The organism is Ramlibacter sp. (assembly GCF_041916345.1).
Taxonomy (GTDB): domain Bacteria; phylum Pseudomonadota; class Gammaproteobacteria; order Burkholderiales; family Burkholderiaceae_C; genus Ramlibacter.
On sequence record NZ_JAYRZR010000042.1, the window covers coordinates 15,218 to 32,728 of the forward strand.

Annotated in this window: 19 protein-coding genes; 12 read left to right on the forward strand and 7 right to left on the reverse strand. The window is 70.6% G+C overall.

The features are described from left to right. Positions 1–11: 11 nt before the first annotated feature. From ACE3T5_RS12400 to ACE3T5_RS12425, 6 genes are all read left to right on the forward strand, one after another. The gene (locus ACE3T5_RS12400; protein WP_374668045.1) at positions 12–1,109 is read left to right on the forward strand and encodes a sensor histidine kinase; all 1,098 of its coding nucleotides are present in this window, start codon (positions 12–14) and stop codon (positions 1,107–1,109) included. Beyond that, on the forward strand, positions 1,106–1,921 hold the full coding sequence (locus ACE3T5_RS12405; protein ID WP_374668047.1) for a LytR/AlgR family response regulator transcription factor: 816 nt from the start codon (positions 1,106–1,108) through the stop codon (positions 1,919–1,921). Before ACE3T5_RS12400 ends, ACE3T5_RS12405 begins: the two co-directional genes overlap by 4 nt. A 204-nt stretch (positions 1,922–2,125) precedes the next feature. Continuing rightward, positions 2,126–2,563, forward strand: a complete 438-nt coding sequence (locus ACE3T5_RS12410) for a FixH family protein (protein WP_374668049.1) — start codon at positions 2,126–2,128, stop codon at positions 2,561–2,563. A 16-nt stretch (positions 2,564–2,579) separates the two neighbouring features. Next, positions 2,580–3,905 (forward strand): cytochrome-c peroxidase, encoded by a 1,326-nt coding sequence (locus ACE3T5_RS12415; protein ID WP_374668051.1) that lies wholly within the window; start codon positions 2,580–2,582, stop codon positions 3,903–3,905. Positions 3,906–3,968: 63 nt separating this feature from the next. Further along, positions 3,969–5,363: a DUF2256 domain-containing protein gene (locus tag ACE3T5_RS12420; RefSeq protein WP_374668053.1), complete on the forward strand. Its 1,395-nt coding sequence runs from the start codon at positions 3,969–3,971 to the stop codon at positions 5,361–5,363. Continuing rightward, a complete protein-coding gene (locus tag ACE3T5_RS12425; protein ID WP_374668055.1) occupies positions 5,360–6,910 on the forward strand; it encodes a cryptochrome/photolyase family protein in 1,551 nt (516 codons plus the stop codon). Before ACE3T5_RS12420 ends, ACE3T5_RS12425 begins: the two co-directional genes overlap by 4 nt. Here ACE3T5_RS12425 and ACE3T5_RS12430 read toward each other — a convergent pair. From ACE3T5_RS12430 to ACE3T5_RS12450, 5 genes are read right to left on the reverse strand one after another with little or no spacing between them, the layout of a single operon-like run. Then, positions 6,882–7,616 carry an amino acid ABC transporter ATP-binding protein gene (locus tag ACE3T5_RS12430; protein WP_374668057.1) on the reverse strand — a complete coding sequence of 245 codons (735 nt, stop codon included), beginning with the start codon at positions 7,614–7,616 and terminating at the stop codon, positions 6,882–6,884. The two genes, ACE3T5_RS12425 and ACE3T5_RS12430, sit on opposite strands and share 29 nt — an antisense overlap. Continuing rightward, complete coding sequence (locus ACE3T5_RS12435; protein ID WP_374668059.1) at positions 7,613–8,254, reverse strand: amino acid ABC transporter permease; 642 nt, start codon at positions 8,252–8,254, stop codon at positions 7,613–7,615. The genes ACE3T5_RS12430 and ACE3T5_RS12435 overlap by 4 nt, the downstream gene beginning before the upstream one ends. Before the next feature lie 4 nt (positions 8,255–8,258). Then, positions 8,259–8,918 (reverse strand): amino acid ABC transporter permease, encoded by a 660-nt coding sequence (locus tag ACE3T5_RS12440; RefSeq protein ID WP_374668061.1) that lies wholly within the window; start codon positions 8,916–8,918, stop codon positions 8,259–8,261. Positions 8,919–8,933: 15 nt separating this feature from the next. Beyond that, positions 8,934–9,725 carry a transporter substrate-binding domain-containing protein gene (locus tag ACE3T5_RS12445; RefSeq protein ID WP_374668063.1) on the reverse strand — a complete coding sequence of 264 codons (792 nt, stop codon included), beginning with the start codon at positions 9,723–9,725 and terminating at the stop codon, positions 8,934–8,936. Then, complete coding sequence (locus tag ACE3T5_RS12450; protein WP_374668065.1) at positions 9,722–10,513, reverse strand: GntR family transcriptional regulator; 792 nt, start codon at positions 10,511–10,513, stop codon at positions 9,722–9,724. Before ACE3T5_RS12450 ends, ACE3T5_RS12445 begins: the two co-directional genes overlap by 4 nt. Positions 10,514–10,686: 173 nt before the next feature. Here ACE3T5_RS12450 and ACE3T5_RS12455 point away from each other — a divergent pair, with 173 nt between their 5' ends. The 5 genes from ACE3T5_RS12455 to ACE3T5_RS12475 all read left to right on the forward strand — a co-directional run bounded on the left by ACE3T5_RS12455 (position 10,687) and on the right by ACE3T5_RS12475 (position 15,014). Continuing rightward, on the forward strand, positions 10,687–11,796 hold the full coding sequence (locus tag ACE3T5_RS12455) for a DUF1513 domain-containing protein (RefSeq protein WP_374668067.1): 1,110 nt from the start codon (positions 10,687–10,689) through the stop codon (positions 11,794–11,796). Between the two features lie 79 nt (positions 11,797–11,875). After that, positions 11,876–12,499 (forward strand): FMN-binding negative transcriptional regulator, encoded by a 624-nt coding sequence (locus tag ACE3T5_RS12460; RefSeq protein WP_374668069.1) that lies wholly within the window; start codon positions 11,876–11,878, stop codon positions 12,497–12,499. Then, the gene (locus ACE3T5_RS12465; RefSeq protein ID WP_374668071.1) at positions 12,496–12,720 is read left to right on the forward strand and encodes a hypothetical protein; all 225 of its coding nucleotides are present in this window, start codon (positions 12,496–12,498) and stop codon (positions 12,718–12,720) included. The genes ACE3T5_RS12460 and ACE3T5_RS12465 overlap by 4 nt, the downstream gene beginning before the upstream one ends. Further along, a complete protein-coding gene (gene tadA, locus ACE3T5_RS12470) occupies positions 12,721–14,097 on the forward strand; it encodes a tRNA adenosine(34) deaminase TadA (protein ID WP_374668073.1) in 1,377 nt (458 codons plus the stop codon). Then, the gene (locus tag ACE3T5_RS12475) at positions 14,094–15,014 is read left to right on the forward strand and encodes an LD-carboxypeptidase (RefSeq protein ID WP_374668076.1); all 921 of its coding nucleotides are present in this window, start codon (positions 14,094–14,096) and stop codon (positions 15,012–15,014) included. Before tadA ends, ACE3T5_RS12475 begins: the two co-directional genes overlap by 4 nt. An 18-nt stretch (positions 15,015–15,032) precedes the next feature. On the opposite strand, the gene ACE3T5_RS12480 is transcribed toward ACE3T5_RS12475, so the two are convergent. Beyond that, positions 15,033–15,377 carry a hypothetical protein gene (locus ACE3T5_RS12480; RefSeq protein ID WP_374668078.1) on the reverse strand — a complete coding sequence of 115 codons (345 nt, stop codon included), beginning with the start codon at positions 15,375–15,377 and terminating at the stop codon, positions 15,033–15,035. A gap of 209 nt (positions 15,378–15,586) precedes the next feature. Next, positions 15,587–16,042: a universal stress protein gene (locus tag ACE3T5_RS12485; protein ID WP_374668080.1), complete on the reverse strand. Its 456-nt coding sequence runs from the start codon at positions 16,040–16,042 to the stop codon at positions 15,587–15,589. 41 nt (positions 16,043–16,083) lie between these two features. On the opposite strand from ACE3T5_RS12485, the gene ACE3T5_RS12490 reads away from it, so the two are divergent. Next, a partial coding sequence (locus ACE3T5_RS12490) for a PAS domain S-box protein (RefSeq protein WP_374668082.1) occupies positions 16,084–17,511 on the forward strand: 1,428 nt, incomplete at its 3' end.

Genomic DNA, 17,511 nt, shown 5'->3' on the forward strand with positions numbered 1-17,511 from the left:
CACTGAATCCCATGTACCTCTCCGCGACGCCGAGCGCCGAGACGCAGCCCCTCTCCTGGCGGGGCGCGGCCCAGATCGTGGCGGCCTCCAGCGTGGTCTGGGCGGTGGCGGCCATCGTGCTGTTCATCCTGGCACCCGGCCTGGACACGCTGCGTCGCCTGCTGGTGTTCGCCGAATGCGTGGGGCTGACGATGGTGGCCTGCGTGCTGCTGCTGCTGCGGGTGCCCCGCGTCGCACGTCTGGCCCCCGGTCCGCGCTGGCTGGTGATCGGTGCGCTGGCCATACCGGTCGGCTACCTGCTGGGCCACCAGATCGCCTTCCTGCTGCTGGGCGAGCCGCTTCGGCTGGTCGGGCACAAGGCCGTCAGCCTCGTGCCGATTCTCTTCACCGTGCTGGTGGGGGGCCTGGGCCTGCGGCACTTCGCCACGCGCGAGCAGCTCGCGCGGGAAGCGGCCGCGCGCGCCGAGGCCCAGCGCCTGGCGCTGGAGGCGCAGCTGCGCCTGCTGCGCACGCAGCTGGAGCCGCACATGCTGTTCAACACCCTGGCCAACCTGCGCGGGCTGGTTCGCGAGGATGCCGACCGGGCCGAGGCGATGATCGACCGGCTCATCGTCTACCTGCGCGGCACGCTGTCGGCGTCGCAGACCGACGCGGTGCCGCTCAGCCGTGAATTCACCCAGCTGAGGGCCTATCTGGAGATCATGGCCCTGCGGATGGGCCCGCGCCTGGCCTGGCAGCTGGACCTGCCCCCTGCGCTGCAGGAGACGCGGGTGCCTCCGATGCTGCTGCAGCCGCTGGTGGAGAACGCGATCAAGCATGGGCTGGAGCCCAAGGTGGGGCCGGGTCGCATCGAGGTGACCGCGCGCGCCACGGAGCAGGGCATCGAGATCCGTGTGGAAGACGATGGCCTCGGCTTGCAAGAGCAGGATGTCGCCGCCTCGTCGGCTACGGATGCGAGCTACGGCCTGCGCCATGTGCGCGACCGGCTGAAGGCCCTGCATGGCGACGCGGCGCAGCTGCGCATCGAGCCGCGGCAGCCGGCCGGTGTGCGATCCGTCGTGGTGCTGCCCGCGCCAACGCCTGTTGCCCCCGAGGAGATCGCGCCATGAACACGCCCCGCCGCCCCACCGCCATCATCGCCGAAGACGAGCCGGTGCTGGCCCGTACGCTGGTGCGCCTGCTGGCACAGACCTGGCCCGAGCTGCACCTGGCCGGCATTGCCGAGGACGGCCCCCGCGCCATCGAGCTGGCGCTGGCGGAGGCGCCGGATGTGCTGTTCCTCGATATCCAGATGCCCGGCCGCAATGGCCTGCAGGTGGCCGAGGCCGTGGCCGACGAGTGGCCGGACGGGCAGGGCGAGCCGCTGTTCGTGTTCGTCACTGCCTTCGACGACTTCGCGGTGAGCGCCTTCGAGCGCGCCGCCGTCGACTACCTGCTCAAGCCCGCCACGGCCGAGCGGCTGCAGCAGACCGTCGCCCGGCTCCAGGCCCGCCTGGCCGCGCGCACGACACCCCCGGCCCCTGAGGAACGGGCCGCGCTGATGCAGCGCATGCAGGCCATCGCCTTGCCGAACCAGCCGCCGCCCGAAGTCGCGGAACGCATCAAGGTCATCCGCGCTGGCGTGGGCAACACGGTGCGCATGATCCCGGTGTCCGAGGTCGTGTGCTTCGAGGCGACGGAGAAATACGTCAACGTGGTCACGCCGTCCGGCGAGGCGCTCGTGCGGATGAGCCTGCGTGAGCTGATGGCCCGCATCGAGTCGACCGACTTCATCCAGGTGCATCGCAGCGTGATGGTCAACGCCACGGCGATCCTCAGCGCCACGCGCGACGAGAACGGCCACTACAGCCTGGCCGTGCGCGGCCTGCAGCGGCCGCTGAAGGTGAGCCGCGCCTTCGCGCACCTGTTCCGGCCCATGTAGCGGCAGCGCCGGCCGCGCCGCCAGGACGGGCGGGGCCCCCACCGTTCGGTCGAGCGGATCGCCCCTTCCTGGACGCCCTTGAACAGCTCGTCGCCAGGCGCTGTCGCTGGCCGGCGCGGGCGGGAACAGTGCGTCTGGCCGCGTCGGCGTTCTTCGGCTGACCGGCCACCCAAGACCCTCCACATCCCCCTTCAGGACACACTCATGAAACGTCTCGTCGCCTCGCTCCTGGCCCTGTCCGCGCTGACCCTGCTGCCCGGCTGCGTGTCCCCGCCCAACGATCTCGACCTGGCGCTGACGCGGCCCACCGCGGCGCGCAAGTACATCGTCGCCCTGCAGCTGCCGGCCCCGCCCGCTGCGATCAACCAGCTGCACGCCTGGCAGGTGCAGCTGCGCACGCCGGCCGGTGAACCCGTCACGCACGCGCGCATCCGGGTGGATGGCGGCATGCCCCAGCATGGCCATGGCCTGCCCACCCGGCCGCAGGTCACGCAGGAGCAGCCGGTGGGCGTCTACCGGATCGAAGGCATGAAGTTCAGCATGACCGGCTGGTGGGAGATCAAGCTGGCCATCGACGGCCCTGCCGGCGCCGATGAAGTGACCTTCAACACCGTGGTGGCCGCACCGGCGGCCAGCCGCTGAGCCGCGCGAGGTCACCATGATGTCCATTCCCAAGGCTAAGCCGTCCCGCCCGCTGCTCTCGCTGGTCTGGCTGCTGCTCGTGTCCGCAGCGGCGGGCTTCGGCGCATTGGCCCTCACGGTCGCCCACGCCGGCGATGAGCCACCGGCGGCAGGCCGCATCCGCTGGAGCGCCGAAGAGCGGGCCGTGCTCGCCTCGTTGAGCCTGCGGCAACTGCCGCCTGGGCCAGCGGACCCCTCGAACGCCGTGGAGCGGCATCCGGCCGCTATCGACCTCGGGCGGCGCCTGTTCGAGGATCCGCGGCTCAGCCGCACGGGCGCCGTCTCCTGCGCGAGCTGCCACGATCCCGCCCGGCAGTTCCAGGACGGCCTGCCAGTCAGCCGCGGGGTGGGCGCAGGCACGCGCCGCGCCATGCCGATCGTGGGCGCCGGCCATGCCACGTGGCTGTTCTGGGATGGCCGCAAGGACAGTCTGTGGTCGCAGGCGCTGGGCCCGCTGGAAGACGCGGTGGAGCATGGCACCCATCGCACGCACGTGGCGCAGCACGTGGCACGGCACTACGGTCGCGACTACGAAGCCCTCTTCGGCGCCTTGCCGCTGCTGCAGGGGCTGCCGGCCGAGGCCGGCCCCAAGGGCAGCCCGGCGGAGCAGGCCGCGTGGCAGGCCATCGAACCGCGCCGCCGCACCGAGGTGTCCCGGGTGTTCGCGAACGTCGGCAAGGCCATTGCCGCCTTCGAGAAGTCACTGCCGGTCGTGCCGACGCGGCTGGACCGCTACATCGACGCCGTCGAGCGTGGGGATCGCCACGCGGGCCAGCTGCTGCGCGCGGACGAGGTGCGAGGACTGCGCCTGTTCATCGGCAAGGCCCAGTGCGTGAGCTGCCATAACGGCCCGCTGTTCACCGACCAGCAGTTCCACAACACCGGCGTGCCGCCGCGCGACCCCGCCCGGCCGGATCGCGGCCGCGCGGCCGCCACGCGGGCCGTTCTGGCCGACGAGTTCAACTGCCTGGGGCCGTTCAGCGATGCGCAGCCCAGCCAATGCCAGGAGTTGCGCTTCATGGTGACGGACGACGCCGCGCTCGAAGGTGCCTTCAAGACGCCGGGGCTGCGCGGTGTGGCTGACCGGCCCCCTTACATGCACGCCGGCCAGTTCGCCACGCTGGAACAGGTGGTGCGCCACTACGTCGCCGCGCCGCATGCGGCCGCCGGGCACTCTGAACTGACGCATCGGCATGCGGGCGCCGCAGCGCCGAAGCATGCGGAGCGCCCGCCCATCGAACTGAGCGAGGCCGAGATCGCAGACCTGGTGCGATTCCTGGGCACACTCAGCGCGGCGCACTGAGGCCGGGCAGGGATGGGGTGGACGCGGGTACATTGAAGGGACAGGACACCCTTGCACGCCCAGATGACCGGCGAAGAAGCCTTCCCGCCAACGCTCGCCGCGGCCCGCGCGCGCATCGCAGCCATCCGCCCCGCCGAGTACGCGCGGACCCGCAACGCCATCGACGGCGCGGTCACGCGGCTGTCGCCGTACATCACGCACGGCTTCGTCAGCCTGCCTGAGGTGCTTGCGGCCGTGGCGGCCCGCCATCGGCTCGACGGGCGGCACAAGTTCGTCTTCGAACTGGGCTGGCGCGAATACTTCCACCATGTCTGGCAGCACAGGGGCGAAGGCATCTTGCAGTCGCTGCATGAGGGCCTGCTGCCCGATGCAGCCTACACGGCGGAGTTGCCGGTGGATGTGCGCGCGGCCCGTACCGGGCTGCCGGTGATCGACCAGGCCGTGCGGACGCTCTACACCACCGGCTACCTGCACAACCATGCCCGCATGTGGCTGGCGAGCTACCTGGTGCACCTTCGCAAGGTGCATTGGCGGGCCGGGGCAGACTGGATGGTGGCGCATCTGCTGGATGGTGACCTGGCCAGCAACCACCTGAGCTGGCAATGGGTCGCGGCAACGGGCAGCCGCAAGCCCTATCTCTTCAACGCGGAGAACGTGGCGCGCCATGCGCCGGCCGATTGGCACAGCCCTGGCACGGTGATCGACACGACGTACGAGGCACTCGACGTGATCGCGCGCAGTCCGACGCCCGTCTCCGCCTCGCCGCTTGCCGACCGCGGCGGCCTGGACGAGCCACCGCTCGCCACGCGCCCCCGCGATGCGGCACCGCCACGCGGGGCCGACGTCAGCGGCCGCGATGTCTGGCTGGTCCACCCTTGGGCGCTGGGCGAGCCCCCGACGGATCTCCCCGCCGGCTGGGTGTGCGTGGGCTGGTGGCCGGCCGAGCACCATATGGCGTGGCCGTGGAGCCTGGCGCGCTGGCAGTTCGTCGAGTCACGCCTGTCGGCGCTGGCCCCCGTGCGCTGGTACGGCCGCAGCGAGGAGGTGGCCCACGCGCTGGCCGCGGCACGCAGCGTCCAGACCGTGTCTGACCTGCATGTCGATGCGCTGCTGCCGCCCGGCGTGATCCGCCGTCCGCCCCCGCGCCTGTTCCCGGCGGTGGACAACGCCTGCGGTTCCTTCTCGCAATGGTGGGCGCTCAGCACACGAAGGATCGGCGACCTGTCGGACTTGCCGGGCCTGGCGGCGTTGCCAGCAGTTACCAGGCCAGCGCCACCGACGGACAGACCGCCGCTGCGCGCTGCCTTCAAGGGCAACAAGCAGTCCCTGCCCAGCAAGCCCTGTGCCGTCTGCGGCCGGCCCATGACCTGGCGCAAGCGCTGGGCGCGTACCTGGGACGAGGTGAAGTACTGCTCGGACGCCTGTCGCAGGGCGCGCGGGTCGGCAGGAGAGCCATGAGCGCGCTGCGCACCCTCGTCGTCGTGCTCGGCGACCAGCTCGATCTGGAGGCGGCCGCCTTCGATGGTTTCGATCCTGCGCAGGATGCCGTGTGGATGGCCGAGGCAGAGCAAGAGTCCACGCACGTCTGGTCCGGCCAGCAGCGCATCGCGCTCTTTCTCGCGGCGATGCGCCACTTCGCGCAGGCCCTGCAGGCGGCCGGCCGGCCGCTGCACTATCGCCACCTCGACGCGCCCGGTCACCGCGGCAGTCTCGCCGCCGAACTGCAGGCGAGCCTGTCCACGCTGCAGCCGCAGCGCGTGGTGATGACGGCGCCGGGCGACTGGCGGGTCTGGCAGTCGCTCAAGGCCGTGGTGGAGGGCGCCGGGCTTGCGCTGGAGATCTGCGAGGACCGCCACTTCTTCTGCACGGTGCGGCAGTTCGCCGCGCACGCCAAGGGCCGCAAGACCCTGCGGCTGGAGTACTTTTACCGCGAACTGCGGCAACGTCACCGCGTGCTGATGGAGGGCGACCAGCCCGTCGGCGGCCAGTGGAACTTCGATGTCGACAACCGCGAGGCGTTCGGGCCGCAGGGGCCGGGCCGGGTGCCGCCGCGAGCGACGTTCCCGCCTGACGCGTTGACGCGTGAAGTCATCGCGCTCGTCGAACAGCGCTTCGCCAGCCATCCCGGCACGCTGGACAGTTTCGCCTGGCCGGTCACCCGCGCGCAGGCGCTGCAGGCCCTGCAGTGTTTCATCGACGAGCGCCTGCCGCTGTTCGGCCGCTACGAAGACGCGATGTGGCCGGGCGAGCCGTGGCTGTACCACTCCCACCTGTCGGCCGCGCTGAACCTCAAGCTGCTGTCCGCGCACGAGGTGGTGCACGCGGCGGAGGCGGCGTATCGCGCCGGCCGTGCACCGATCGAGAGCGCCGAAGGCTTCATCCGGCAGATCCTGGGCTGGCGCGAATACGTGCGCGGCATCTACTGGACGCAGATGCCGGGCTACCTGCAACGCAATGCACTGGATGCGCGCGAGGACCTGCCCGCCTGGTACTGGACCGGCGAGACCGGCATGGCCTGCCTGCGCGAGGTGATCACGCAGACGCTGACGCACGGCTATGCCCACCACATCCAGCGCCTGATGGTCACCGGCCTGTTCGCGCTGCTGCTGGGCGTGCGGCCGCAGCAGGTGCACGAGTGGTACCTGGCGGTGTACGTCGACGCGGTGGAGTGGGTGGAACTGCCCAACACCCTGGGCATGAGCCAGCATGCCGACGGCGGGCTGATGGCCAGCAAGCCCTATGTCGCGACCGGGAAGTACATCCAGCGGATGGGCGGCCCCTGCGCCGGCTGCCGCTACCATCCGGCGCAGCGCACGGGCGAGCGGGCCTGCCCGTTCACCACGCTGTACTGGGCCTTCCTCCTGCGGCATGAGGCTGTGCTCGCCTCGAACGCGCGGATGGCGTTGCAGGTGAAGAACGCCGTGCGGCTGAGCGCGGGCGAGCGCGCCGCCATTGCCGCGCGGGCCGAAGCGATCGTCAATGCAGTGAAGACAGGAACTGCCTGAGTTCCGGCGTCTGCGGCTGGCCGAACAGCGTCTCCGGCGGCCCCATCTCGTGCACGCGACCCTGGTGCATGAAGATCACGCGGTCGGCCACCTTGCGGGCGAAATTCATCTCGTGCGTGACCATCAGCAGCGTCATGCCTTCCTCGGCCAGCGACTCCACGACGCGCAGCACCTCGCCCACCAGCTCAGGGTCGAGCGCGCTGGTGATCTCGTCGCACAGCAGCACGGCCGGCTCCATGGCCAGCGCGCGGGCGATCGCCACCCGTTGCTGCTGCCCGCCCGAGAGCTGGTCGGGCGTGGCGTCGAACTTCTCGGACAGGCCCACGCGCGCCAGCAGCTTGCGCGCCTGGGCTTCGGCGGCGGCGGCATCCACCTTCTTCACCAGCGAGGGCGCCAGCATGATGTTGCGGCCCACCGTGAGGTGCGGAAAGAGGTTGAAGCTCTGGAAGATCATGCCCACGTGCTGGCGCAGCTCGCGCATGGCCGCGGGGTTGTCGTGCAGCAACTGACGGCCGTCCACCGAGAGTGCGCCGTCCTGGAAGGTTTCCAGCCCGTTGATGCAACGCAGCAGCGTGCTCTTGCCCGAGCCGCTCTTGCCGATGATGGCGATCACCTCGCCGCGCGCCACCTTCAGGTCGATGCCCTTGAGCACCTCATTGGCGCCGTAGGACTTGCGCAGGGCGGCGATGTCCACGATGGCGTTCATCGCATCTTCCTTTCGAGTGTCTTGGCGTACAGGCTGATGGGGAAGCACAGCGCGAAGTACAGCAGCGCCACGCAGCTGTAGACCACGAAGGGCTTGAAGGTCGCGTTGGTGATCATGGTGCCGGCCTTGGTGAGTTCCACGAAGCCGATCACGGAAGCGAGCGCCGTGCCCTTGATCACCTGCACGAGGAAGCCGACCGTGGGCGCAATGGCGATTCGCGTGGCCTGCGGCAGCACCACGTAGAGCAGCTGCTCGGTGAAGCTGAGCGCCAGGCTCTGCGCGGCCTCCCACTGGCCCTTGGGAATGGACGCCACGCAGCCGCGCCAGATCTCGGTCAGGAAGGCGCTGGTGTAGAGCGTGAGCGCCACCGAGGCCGCGACCCAGGCCGAGGTCTTGATGCCGAACAGCGCGATGCCGAAGTAGGCCAGGAACAGCTGCATGAGCAGGGGCGTGCCCTGGAACAGCTGGACGTAGCCACCGACCAGGCGATGCGCCCAGGCCGATGGCGACAGGCGCGCGACGAGCAGCGCCATCCCCACCAGGCCGCCGCCGACGAAGGCGATGACCGAGAGCACCACCGTCCAGCGCGCGGCCAGCAGCAGGTTGCGGAAGATGTCCCAGAGGGTGAAGTCGACCATGGGATCACCTGCCGAACAGGAAGCGCGGTCCCAGCCAGTTCAGGGCGTGGCGCTGCGCGATGGCGAGCAGAAGGTACAGCGCCGTGGCGACGATGAACGACTCGAACGCCCGGAAGTTCCGGCTCTGGATCAGGTTGGCGGCGTAGCTGAGTTCCTGCGTGGCGATCTGCCCGCACACGGCCGAGCCCAGCATCACGATGATGATCTGGCTCACCAGGGCCGGCCACACCTTGCGCAGCGCCGGCGGCAGCACCACGCGCATGAAGATCTGCGCGCGCGTCAGCGCCAGGCTCAGCGCCGCCTCGATCTGGCCGCGTGGCGTGGCCTCGATGCCGGCGCGGATGATCTCCGCCGCATAGGCGCCCAGGTTGATGACCATCGCGATGATGGACGCCGTCTCCGGCGTGAGCTTCACCCCGGCGGCCGGCAGCCCGAAGAAGACGAAGAACAGCTGCACGATGAAGGGCGTGTTGCGGATCACCTCCACATACGCGCCCACCCCCCAGCGCAGCCAGGGGGCGCCGTGCACGCGGGACCACGCGCAGGCGATACCCAGCGCCACCCCCACCACGGCCGAGATGGCCGTCAGGCCCACCGTCCAGGCCACGCCCTTGGCGAGCAGCGGCCACTGTGACAGGACGGCGCCGAAATCGAGCTGGACCATGACGGCCGCCGGCGATCAGTTGGGCAGGTCGCCGGCCGGGCGGCCCAGCCACTTGACGGCCATCTTGTCGATGTCGCCATTCTTGCGTCCCTCGGCGATGATCTCGTTGACCTTCAGCCGCAGCTTGTCCTCGCCCTTGGCCACGCCGATGAAGTTGGGGCTGTCCTTCAGCAGCAGCTTGAACTCCGTGCCCAGCTGCGGGTTGCGCGCCATCATGTTGCCGGCCACCGAGGCGCCGGTGGCGATCAGCTGCGTCTGGCCGGAGACGAAGGCCGACACGGTGGCGTTGTTGTCCTCGAAGCGCTTGATGTCGGCGCTCGGCGGCGCGAGCTTCGTGAGCTCCTGGTCCTCGATGGCGCCACGCGTGACGCCGACGCTCTTGCCGGCCAGGTCGGCGAAGCTCTTGATCGTGAGCGACTTGGCGGCGAACACGGCCTGGAAGAAGGGCGAGTAGGCAGCGGTGAAGTCGATGACCTTCTCGCGCTCCGGGTTCTTGCCCAACGTGGAGATCACCAGGTCGGCCTTCTTCGTCTGCAGGTACGGAATGCGGTTGGCGCTGGTGACCGGCGTCAGCTCCACCGCCACGCCCAGCTTGGCGCCGATGTAGTTGGCCATGTCGATGTCCAGGCCCTGCGGCTTGAGATCGGTGCCCACGAAGCCGTAGGGCGGAAAGTCGGTCGGGATGGCGATGGTGATCTTCTTCGCCTTCATCACGTCGTCCAGCGCGGTCTGCGCCTGCGCGCCGGCCGTGGCCAGCACGGCGGCCGCGGCCAGGCCCAGGGTGAGGGTGCGTTTGCTGAGGTTCATAGCAGGGCTCCTAGATAGGTCGAGGGTTCTTCGGGCGAATCGGGTGGGGTGGCCGGGCCCCGGCGGGCGCCGGTGGCCGGCTTGCGGCTTCTTGTACGCAAGTCTTGTGCCGCAGCGGCCGGCCGAACCGGCGCCAGGGCATCCCGCAGGTGGGCCAGCGGGTCGTCGGCCGCGGGCAGGCGCAGGTGGCCCTGCACGGTGCCGATGTGCTCGTTCATCAGGGCCTCGGCGCCGGCCAGGTCACCCTGCTCCAGGGCCGCAACGATGCGCACGTGGTCCGCGCAGGACTGCGCGGCGTCGTGCGAGCTCTGGTAGCGCATGGCGATCAGCGTGGTGCGGGCCGTGAAGTCGCGCAGGGTGTCGGCCAGCAGGCTGTTGCCCAGGCATTCGGCCAGGCAGACATGGAAGTCACCCAGCAGGAAGCTGCGCGCGCCGACGTCATCGCCCTTCAGGGCTGCCTTCTCACGGGCGAGATGGGCCTTGAGCTGGCGGATGGCCGCCTTGTCCACCGTCTTCATGCTGCGGATCAGGCCGGACTCGATCACGCGGCGGGCCTCGAAGGCCTCCCGCGCCTCGTCCTGCGAGGGCTCGATCACATACCAGCCGCGTCGCGCGCTGACGGTGACAATGCCGCGCGCGGCCAGGCGCATGAGCGCCTCGCGCACGATGGTGCGGCTGCAGTCGAACAGCATGGCCAGCTGCTGCTCGCCGAGGCGCGCGCCGGGCGCGAGCTTCTGCGCCATCACCGCTTCGATGATGCGTTCACTGATGTCGGAGGAAGTGGCCATGGCGTGCCAGGACATGCAGGTTGCGTACCCGTGGTATGCAAGATTTGCGCACCAGGGCGGGGCTGTCTGGGTGGTGGCAGCGTGGCCGGTCGTACGCCTGGGTAAACCGCCGGGAGGACTCCTATAGAATAAGAACGATTCGCATTTGCAAACGATCGACGCCACGCCCGCCCATGCAACGCCGCCACCTGCTCCAGGCCTTGATGCCCGCGCTGCTGGCGCCCGGTGCATTCGCGCAGACCACCTCCGCAGCGGCCGGTGAGCCGGTGCACCGGCTGCTGGCGGCCTGGCGCGAAGCCGGCAGCGAGGCCGTCGACCGCTGCGGGATCGTCGAGGTCGACTGGGCCGCGGGCCGCGTCCGCATTCCGGTGGCGACCGCGATGCCGGGGCGCGCGCACGGCCTGCAGACGATGCCGGATGGCGGCTGGGTCGTGGTGGCCAACCGGCCAGGTCATTGGCTGTTGCGCGTGGACGCCGAAGGCCGCGTGGCGACGCGCCATCGCGTCGCCGACGACCAGCCGCTGCGTACCTTCAACGGCCATGTGCAGCCCGACGCCACCGGGCGATGGCTTTACACCACCGAGACCGATCCTGCCGATGGCAGCGGCTGGGTCAGCGTCCGCGATGCGGCGACGCTGGCCCGCGTGGCGCAGTTCCCCACCGGCGGCGTCGATCCGCACCAGGTGCTGCCGGACCGCGAGGGCCGGTTGCTGGTGGCGGTGGGCGGCATCCCCCGTGACCTGGCGGGCAAGCGCATCGACCTGGCGCGCATGGCGCCCTCCCTGGTGCACCTGGATCCGTCCAATGGCCGCGAACTCGGCCGATGGACCGTGGCCGACCCGCGCCTGAGCATCCGCCACCTGGCCTGGAGCGCCGGGGCGCAGCCGCTGCTGGGTGTGGCGCTGCAGGCGGAGCATGCCGATGCGGCCGCGCGCCGCGCGGCGCCGCTGCTCGCGGTGTGGGACGGCGAGTCCCTGCAAGTCCTGCCGGGCGCGCTGGCCGACGGCTATGCGGGCGACCTCGCGGCAGGGCCAGGTGGCGGCTTCGTCGTCAGCGCACAGAAGCAGGGGCAGGGTCTCTGGTGGCATCCCCACGCGCAGGACCAACTGGTCCGGGTCGCCGAACTGACCGACCCCTGCGCCGTGGCGACCTGGGACCAGGGGCGCGGCGTGCTGATGGCCGGCGCGCGGGGCGTCGCCCGCTGGCACGTGCGGCACGCGCCGCGCATGCTGGCCTGGCCGCGCCCGATGGCGCCTGACAACCACTGGGTGCTGCAGGCCTGAACCGTCCGTTCCGCCAGGCGGCCGGGATGCATCGCCGCGGTGGTTGCGGCCGCCTGTGCAGTGCCCGGACAATGCGCTCATGTATCTGCCGCCGCATTTCGACGCCCGCGACCCGGCCCTGGCCGCTGCGCTGATCCGCGAGAACCCGTTCGCGAGCCTGATCTCGGTGGATGACGACGGGCTGCCCTTCGTCACCCACCTGCCGCTGCACCTGGAGGAGCGGCCAGGCGGCCTGGTGCTGCTGGGCCACTGCGCGCGGCCCAATCCGCACGCGAAGATCCTGGCCGTGCGGCCCCGCGCCGTCGTCACCTTCCTCGGGCCGCACGCCTACCAGTCCCCGCGCATCTATCCGGACCTGCAGCGCGTGCCGAGCTGGAACTACGTCGCGGTGCACTGCACCGTGGAGGCACGGCTGGTGGACGAGACGGCCGGCAAGGACGCGCTGCTCAAGCACCTGATCGGGGATCATGAGCCGGCCTATGCCGAGCAGTGGCGTGACCTGCCGGAGAGCTACACGCACAAGATGATGACCGGCATCGTGGCCTTCGAGCTGCACGTCACGCAGTGGCAGTGCAAGATCAAGCTCAACCAGCACCGGCCCGAGTCGCACCGCGCCTTGCAGGCGGCCTACCAGGTGGGCAACGACGATGAGCGCGCGCTGGCCGGCTGGATGACGCGCATCGACATGAAGGGGTTGAAGTGAAGGCGATCTTTTCCGTGGTGGGCCTGCTGGTCGTGCTGGCCATCGTGGGCGTGCTGGCCAAGCGGCAGCTGTCGTCGGGGGTGGCGCCGGCGCCGGCGGCCAACAGCGTTCCCGGCGTGGCAGCCCCTTCCGGCAACCCGCAGCAGCAGGTTCAGCAGTTCCAGAAGGCGGTGGAGGGGGCCATGCAGCCGCCGCCGCGTGCGGGCGACGACGCGAAGTAGATGGCCAGCGACGCGGCCTTCATGGCCGAGGCCCTGGCGCAGGCCCGGCTCGCCGCCGAGGCGGGCGAGGTGCCGGTCGGCGCCGTGGTGGTGCATCAGGGTCGCGTGATCGCGCGTGCCCACAACGCGCCGGTGGCCGACCATGACCCGACGGCCCATGCCGAGGTGCGGGCCCTTCGCGCGGCAGCGCAGGCGCTCGGCAACTACCGCCTGGACGGCTGCGAGCTGCATGTGACCCTGGAGCCCTGCGCCATGTGCGCGGGCGCCATGCTCCACGCGCGCCTGGCCCGCGTCGTCTACGGCGCGCCCGATCCGCGCACCGGCGCCGCCGGCTCCGTGGTGGACCTGTTCCGCGAGCCGAAGCTCAATCACCAGACCACCGTGACGGGCGGCGTGCGGGCCGACGAGTGCGGCGACCTGCTCAAGACTTTTTTCCGGCGCCGCCGGGAGGACCAGCGCATGACTGCCCAGCCGCTGCGCGAAGACGCGCTCCGCACCCCGGACGATCGCTTCGAGGATCTGCCCGGCTATCCCTGGCCGCCGCGCTACGTGAGCGACCTGCCGGCGCTGGCGGGCCTGCGCATGCACTACCTGGACGAAGGGCCGAGCGACGCGCCCATCACCTGGCTGTGCCTGCACGGCAACCCTGCGTGGAGCTATCTCTACCGCCGCATGATCCCGGTGTTCCTGCAGTCAGGCGGGCGCGTGGTGGCGCCCGATCTCATCGGCTTCGGCCGCAGCGACAAGCCCAAGCGCGACGAAGCGCACGGCTTCACCTGGCACCGGCAGGTGCTGCTGGAGTTCGTGGAGCGGCTGAACCTGCAGCGCGTGGTGCTCGTGGTGCAGGACTGGGGTGGTCTGCTGGGCCTGACCCTGCCCATGGCGGCGCCGCAGCGCTATCAGGGCCTGCTGGTGATGAACACCACGCTCGGCACGGGTGATGCGCCGCTCAGCCCGGGCTTCCTGGCCTGGCGCGAGATGTGCGCGCGCAACCCGGGCTTCGACGTGGGCCGCCTGTTCGCGCGCGGCAATCCGCACCTGACACCGCAGGAATGCGAGGCGTACAACGCGCCATTCCCCGATGCCGGCCACCGGGCGGCGCTGCGCGCCTTCCCGCCCATGGTGCCGGACACCCCGGACGCCGATGGCGCGGCGGTGTCGCGCGAGGCGCGGGCTTTCTGGGAACAGGCCTGGACCGGCCGCAGCTTCATGGCCGTCGGCGCGCAGGACCCGGTGCTGGGTCCGCCCGTGATGGAGGCGCTGCGCTCGCATATCCGCGGCTGCCCGCCACCGATGGTGCTGCCCCAGGCCGGGCACTTCGTGCAGGAGCATGGCGAGGCGATCGCGCGCGAGGCGGTGGGATACTTCCAGCCGTGACCGCCCAGCACATCTACCTCTACTCGGCCTCCAGCGCCGTCCGCGACCGCGCCGCCGTGCGGCGCGCCGTGCGTCGCCTGCAGGCCCTCGGCCACTCGGTGGAGCTCGACCCGTCGGCCTTCGCCACGCGCATGCGCTTCGCCGGCGATGACGAGACACGGCTGGCCGCGATCCATCGTGCCGCGGCGAGCGGCGCGGACATCGCGCTGATCACGCGCGGCGGCTATGGCCTGTCGCGCCTGCTGGCCGACATCCGCTATCCGCTGATCGCCAAGGCCATCGACCGCGGCACGGTGTTCCTGGGCTACAGCGACTTCACTGCCCTGCAGTGCGCGGTGCTCGCGAAGACGGGCCGTGTCACCTGGAGCGGGCCTGCCGCCGCCGACGACTTCGGCGGCGAGGGCGAGCCGGACGACATCATGCAGGCCTGCTTCGATGATCTGGTGAGCGGGCAAGGGGAGGGCACGGGCTGGCGCCTGCCCGCGCGCGAGGCGCGCGAGAAGGCATGGTCCGCCGCGGGAACGCTCTGGGGCGGCAACCTGGCCATGGTCACCTCACTGGCGGGCACGCCGTGGATGCCGCAGGTGAAGGGCGGCATCCTGTTCCTGGAAGACGTGGCGGAGCATCCGTACCGCATCGAACGCATGCTCACGCAACTGCTGCACGGCGGCATCCTCGCGCGGCAGAAGGCCATCGTGCTCGGGCAGTTCACCCACTGGCGGCCTGTGCCCAACGACAATGGCTACAAGCTGCAGACGGTGGTGGACTGGCTGCGTGCGCAACTGCCGCGGGTGCCGGTGTTCACCGGCCTGCCGTTCGGCCATGTGCCCACCAAGGTGTGCCTGCCGGTGGGCTCCAAGGTCACGCTGGCCGTGGAGGGCCGCGACGCCTTCCTGCTGTGGGGCCACGCGCACTGAGCCGCGCCGGCCGGCGCTTCAGCTCAGCGGGCTGGGGCGCGAGTGCAGGCTGCCGGGCACGAGCCCGCGGAACATCTGGGTGATGCCCAGCACTTCACGCCGCGCGGCGGCTTCGCCGTGCAGCGCCGCCAGCGCGGCCATCAGCTCCCCGCGCAGGTACCACAGGGACTGCACGTCCACCGCGTAGCGCAGCCGCCGGGTGACCTGCGGGAACTCCCGCCGCCCTGCATCCCCCAGCAGGCCGAGCATGGCCTCGCGGATGTCTTCGGTGCCGCTTTCCAGCACCGACTCGCTGGGCGTGCGCGCATGCCCACCCAGCAAGCCTTGCAGACCGCTGCGGATACTGGCCTTGAACCAACTCATGAGGAACGGGATTGACTGACGATGAATCGCCAAATTATCCCGACCGAGTGGGAAATTCAAATGACAGAAGTGACGGAATTAACGAAAAGCGACAGCCACTTGCATCTGGGTGGTAACGAATCGTGTGGTTTCAGTTTGAAAGTATGCATGCTGATTACCAAGGTACCAGCATGCCGATGCGCCAGCGGGCGCTTCGTGCGGGAGATGGCCTACGCCTCGGCGGCCGCGCGAATCACCAGCACGGGCACCGTGGCCTCACGGATGACCTGCTCGGCTCCGCTGCCCAGCAGCACCCGGCCCAGGCCGCGCCGGCCGTACGTGCCGACCACCACCAGGTCGGCCTGCCACTTGCGGGCGGCTTCCGCCACCACACTGCCCAGTCGCCCGCCCGGGGGATCCAGCAGTTCGGCCTCGGCCACCAGGCCAGCCTGGCCGGCGCGCTCCACGCCGTCGGCGAGGATGCGGCGGGCGCCCTCGCGGACGGCCTTCAGCAGCAGCCCGGAGCTGCCGCCCATGGGGTCGTAGCCGGTCATGTAGGCCGAATCTTCCATTACATGCACCACGCGCAGCGTGCCGCCGGATTCGCGCGCCATGCGCACGGCCGCGTCGAGTGCCCGGCACGAGGTGTCGCTGCCGTCGAAAGGAACCAGGATTCGTTGGTACATGCGATTGCTCCGTTGCGCGGAGTCTAGCGGCGAGCGACCGGATGGGCTGCGCCGGACCGCGCGCCACAACCCCACACGCGGCGTGGGCACAGGCGGGCGGTCATCGAGCTTGGCTATGCTGTCTGTCCAGAACAAGCAAGGGCGGAGAGCGGGTGGCAGTTGAATTGATTCCCGGGGTCCAGTCGGCGGCGTGGCTGGCCGGGTTGCTCGATTCCGCGATGGACGCGATCATCTGCGCCGACGCCGGCTACCGGATCGTCCTGTACAACCGTGCCGCCGAACGCATCTTCGGCTGGCCGGGCGCGCGTGTGCTGGGCCAGCCGCTGTCCATGCTGCTGCCCGAGCGCTTCCGGACCGCCCATGACCAGCACCTGGGCGATTTCGCCCGTACCGGCGTGTCGGGCCGGCGCATGAGCGGCAGCACGGTCGTGAACGGCCTGCGCGCCAGCGGCGAGGAGTTCCCGGTCGACGCGTCCATCTCCCAGCTCGACACGCCGCAGGGGCGCATCTTCACCGTGATCCTGCGCGACGTCACCGAACGGGTGCAGGCCGAGCGCGCGCAGGCGCGCCTGGCTGCAAGGCTCGTCGGCCTGCTCGATTCCGCCATGGACGGCATCATCACGGTGGATGCCTCGCAGACCATCGTGCTGTACAACCGGGCGGCCGAAAGGCTGTTCGGCTGGCCGGCCGCCGAGGTGATCGGGCAACCCCTCGGCATGCTCATTCCCTCGCGGCTGCGTGCAGGGCACCATGACCATGTCGCACGCTTCGGCGCCACCGGCGTCACCTCGCGCCGCATGGGCGACCGCACCGTGCTGCTGGGCCTGCGCGCCTCGGGCGAGGAGTTTCCGATCGACGCGTCGATCTCCCAGCTCGACCTGCCCGAGGGCAAGCTCTACTCGGTCATCGTGCGCGACGTGACGGAGCGGGTGCGGGCGCAGGAGGAACTGGTCGCTTTCGCGGCGGAAGCCGCGGGCGCGCGCGAGGAGGAGAAGGCGCGCGTCGCCCGGGAACTGCATGACGAGCTGGCACAGTCGCTCACCGTGCTGAAGATGGATGCCAACTGGCTGCTCGCCACCACCCGTGAGGCGCCGGCCCTGCAGGACAAGCTGCACGGGATGGTGCAGGTGATCGACGAGGCGGTTGCGGCCACGCGCCGCATCGCGGCGGACCTGCGGCCGCTGGTGCTGGACGACCTGGGCGTGCTGCCCGCCATGGAGTGGCTGGCCAGCGCCTTCACGCAGCGGCATGGCGTGCCCTGCCGGATGGACGTGCCGGAAGACTTCGACCTGCCCGAGCCGCGGGCCACCGGCGTCTTCCGCATGCTGCAGGAGTCACTGGTGAACGTGGCCAAGCATGCGCGGGCGCGCGAGGTTCGGGTGAGGGTGGAGCGGGATGGCCCGCTGATCGTGATGACGATCGAGGACGACGGCGTCGGCTTCGACCCCGCTGCGCCGCGCAAGACGCAG

Bases quoted from the DNA above. Each gene is read 5' to 3' on its own strand.
- ACE3T5_RS12460 (WP_374668069.1), top strand. From the start codon at position 11,876: ATGTATCTGCCGCCGCATTTCGACGCCCGCGACCCGGCCCTGGCCGCT.
- ACE3T5_RS12455 (WP_374668067.1), top strand. From the start codon at position 10,687: ATGCAACGCCGCCACCTGCTCCAGGCCTTGATGCCCGCGCTGCTGGCG.
- tadA (WP_374668073.1), top strand. From the start codon at position 12,721: ATGGCCAGCGACGCGGCCTTCATGGCCGAGGCCCTGGCGCAGGCCCGG.
- ACE3T5_RS12440 (WP_374668061.1), bottom strand. From the start codon at position 8,918: ATGGTCCAGCTCGATTTCGGCGCCGTCCTGTCACAGTGGCCGCTGCTC.
- ACE3T5_RS12400 (WP_374668045.1), top strand. From the start codon at position 12: ATGTACCTCTCCGCGACGCCGAGCGCCGAGACGCAGCCCCTCTCCTGG.
- ACE3T5_RS12430 (WP_374668057.1), bottom strand. From the start codon at position 7,616: ATGAACGCCATCGTGGACATCGCCGCCCTGCGCAAGTCCTACGGCGCC.
- ACE3T5_RS12420 (WP_374668053.1), top strand. From the start codon at position 3,969: ATGACCGGCGAAGAAGCCTTCCCGCCAACGCTCGCCGCGGCCCGCGCG.
- ACE3T5_RS12435 (WP_374668059.1), bottom strand. From the start codon at position 8,254: ATGGTCGACTTCACCCTCTGGGACATCTTCCGCAACCTGCTGCTGGCC.
- ACE3T5_RS12480 (WP_374668078.1), bottom strand. From the start codon at position 15,377: ATGAGTTGGTTCAAGGCCAGTATCCGCAGCGGTCTGCAAGGCTTGCTG.
- ACE3T5_RS12410 (WP_374668049.1), top strand. From the start codon at position 2,126: ATGAAACGTCTCGTCGCCTCGCTCCTGGCCCTGTCCGCGCTGACCCTG.
- ACE3T5_RS12445 (WP_374668063.1), bottom strand. From the start codon at position 9,725: ATGAACCTCAGCAAACGCACCCTCACCCTGGGCCTGGCCGCGGCCGCC.
- ACE3T5_RS12450 (WP_374668065.1), bottom strand. From the start codon at position 10,513: ATGGCCACTTCCTCCGACATCAGTGAACGCATCATCGAAGCGGTGATG.
- ACE3T5_RS12415 (WP_374668051.1), top strand. From the start codon at position 2,580: ATGATGTCCATTCCCAAGGCTAAGCCGTCCCGCCCGCTGCTCTCGCTG.
- ACE3T5_RS12405 (WP_374668047.1), top strand. From the start codon at position 1,106: ATGAACACGCCCCGCCGCCCCACCGCCATCATCGCCGAAGACGAGCCG.
- ACE3T5_RS12425 (WP_374668055.1), top strand. From the start codon at position 5,360: ATGAGCGCGCTGCGCACCCTCGTCGTCGTGCTCGGCGACCAGCTCGAT.
- ACE3T5_RS12485 (WP_374668080.1), bottom strand. From the start codon at position 16,042: ATGTACCAACGAATCCTGGTTCCTTTCGACGGCAGCGACACCTCGTGC.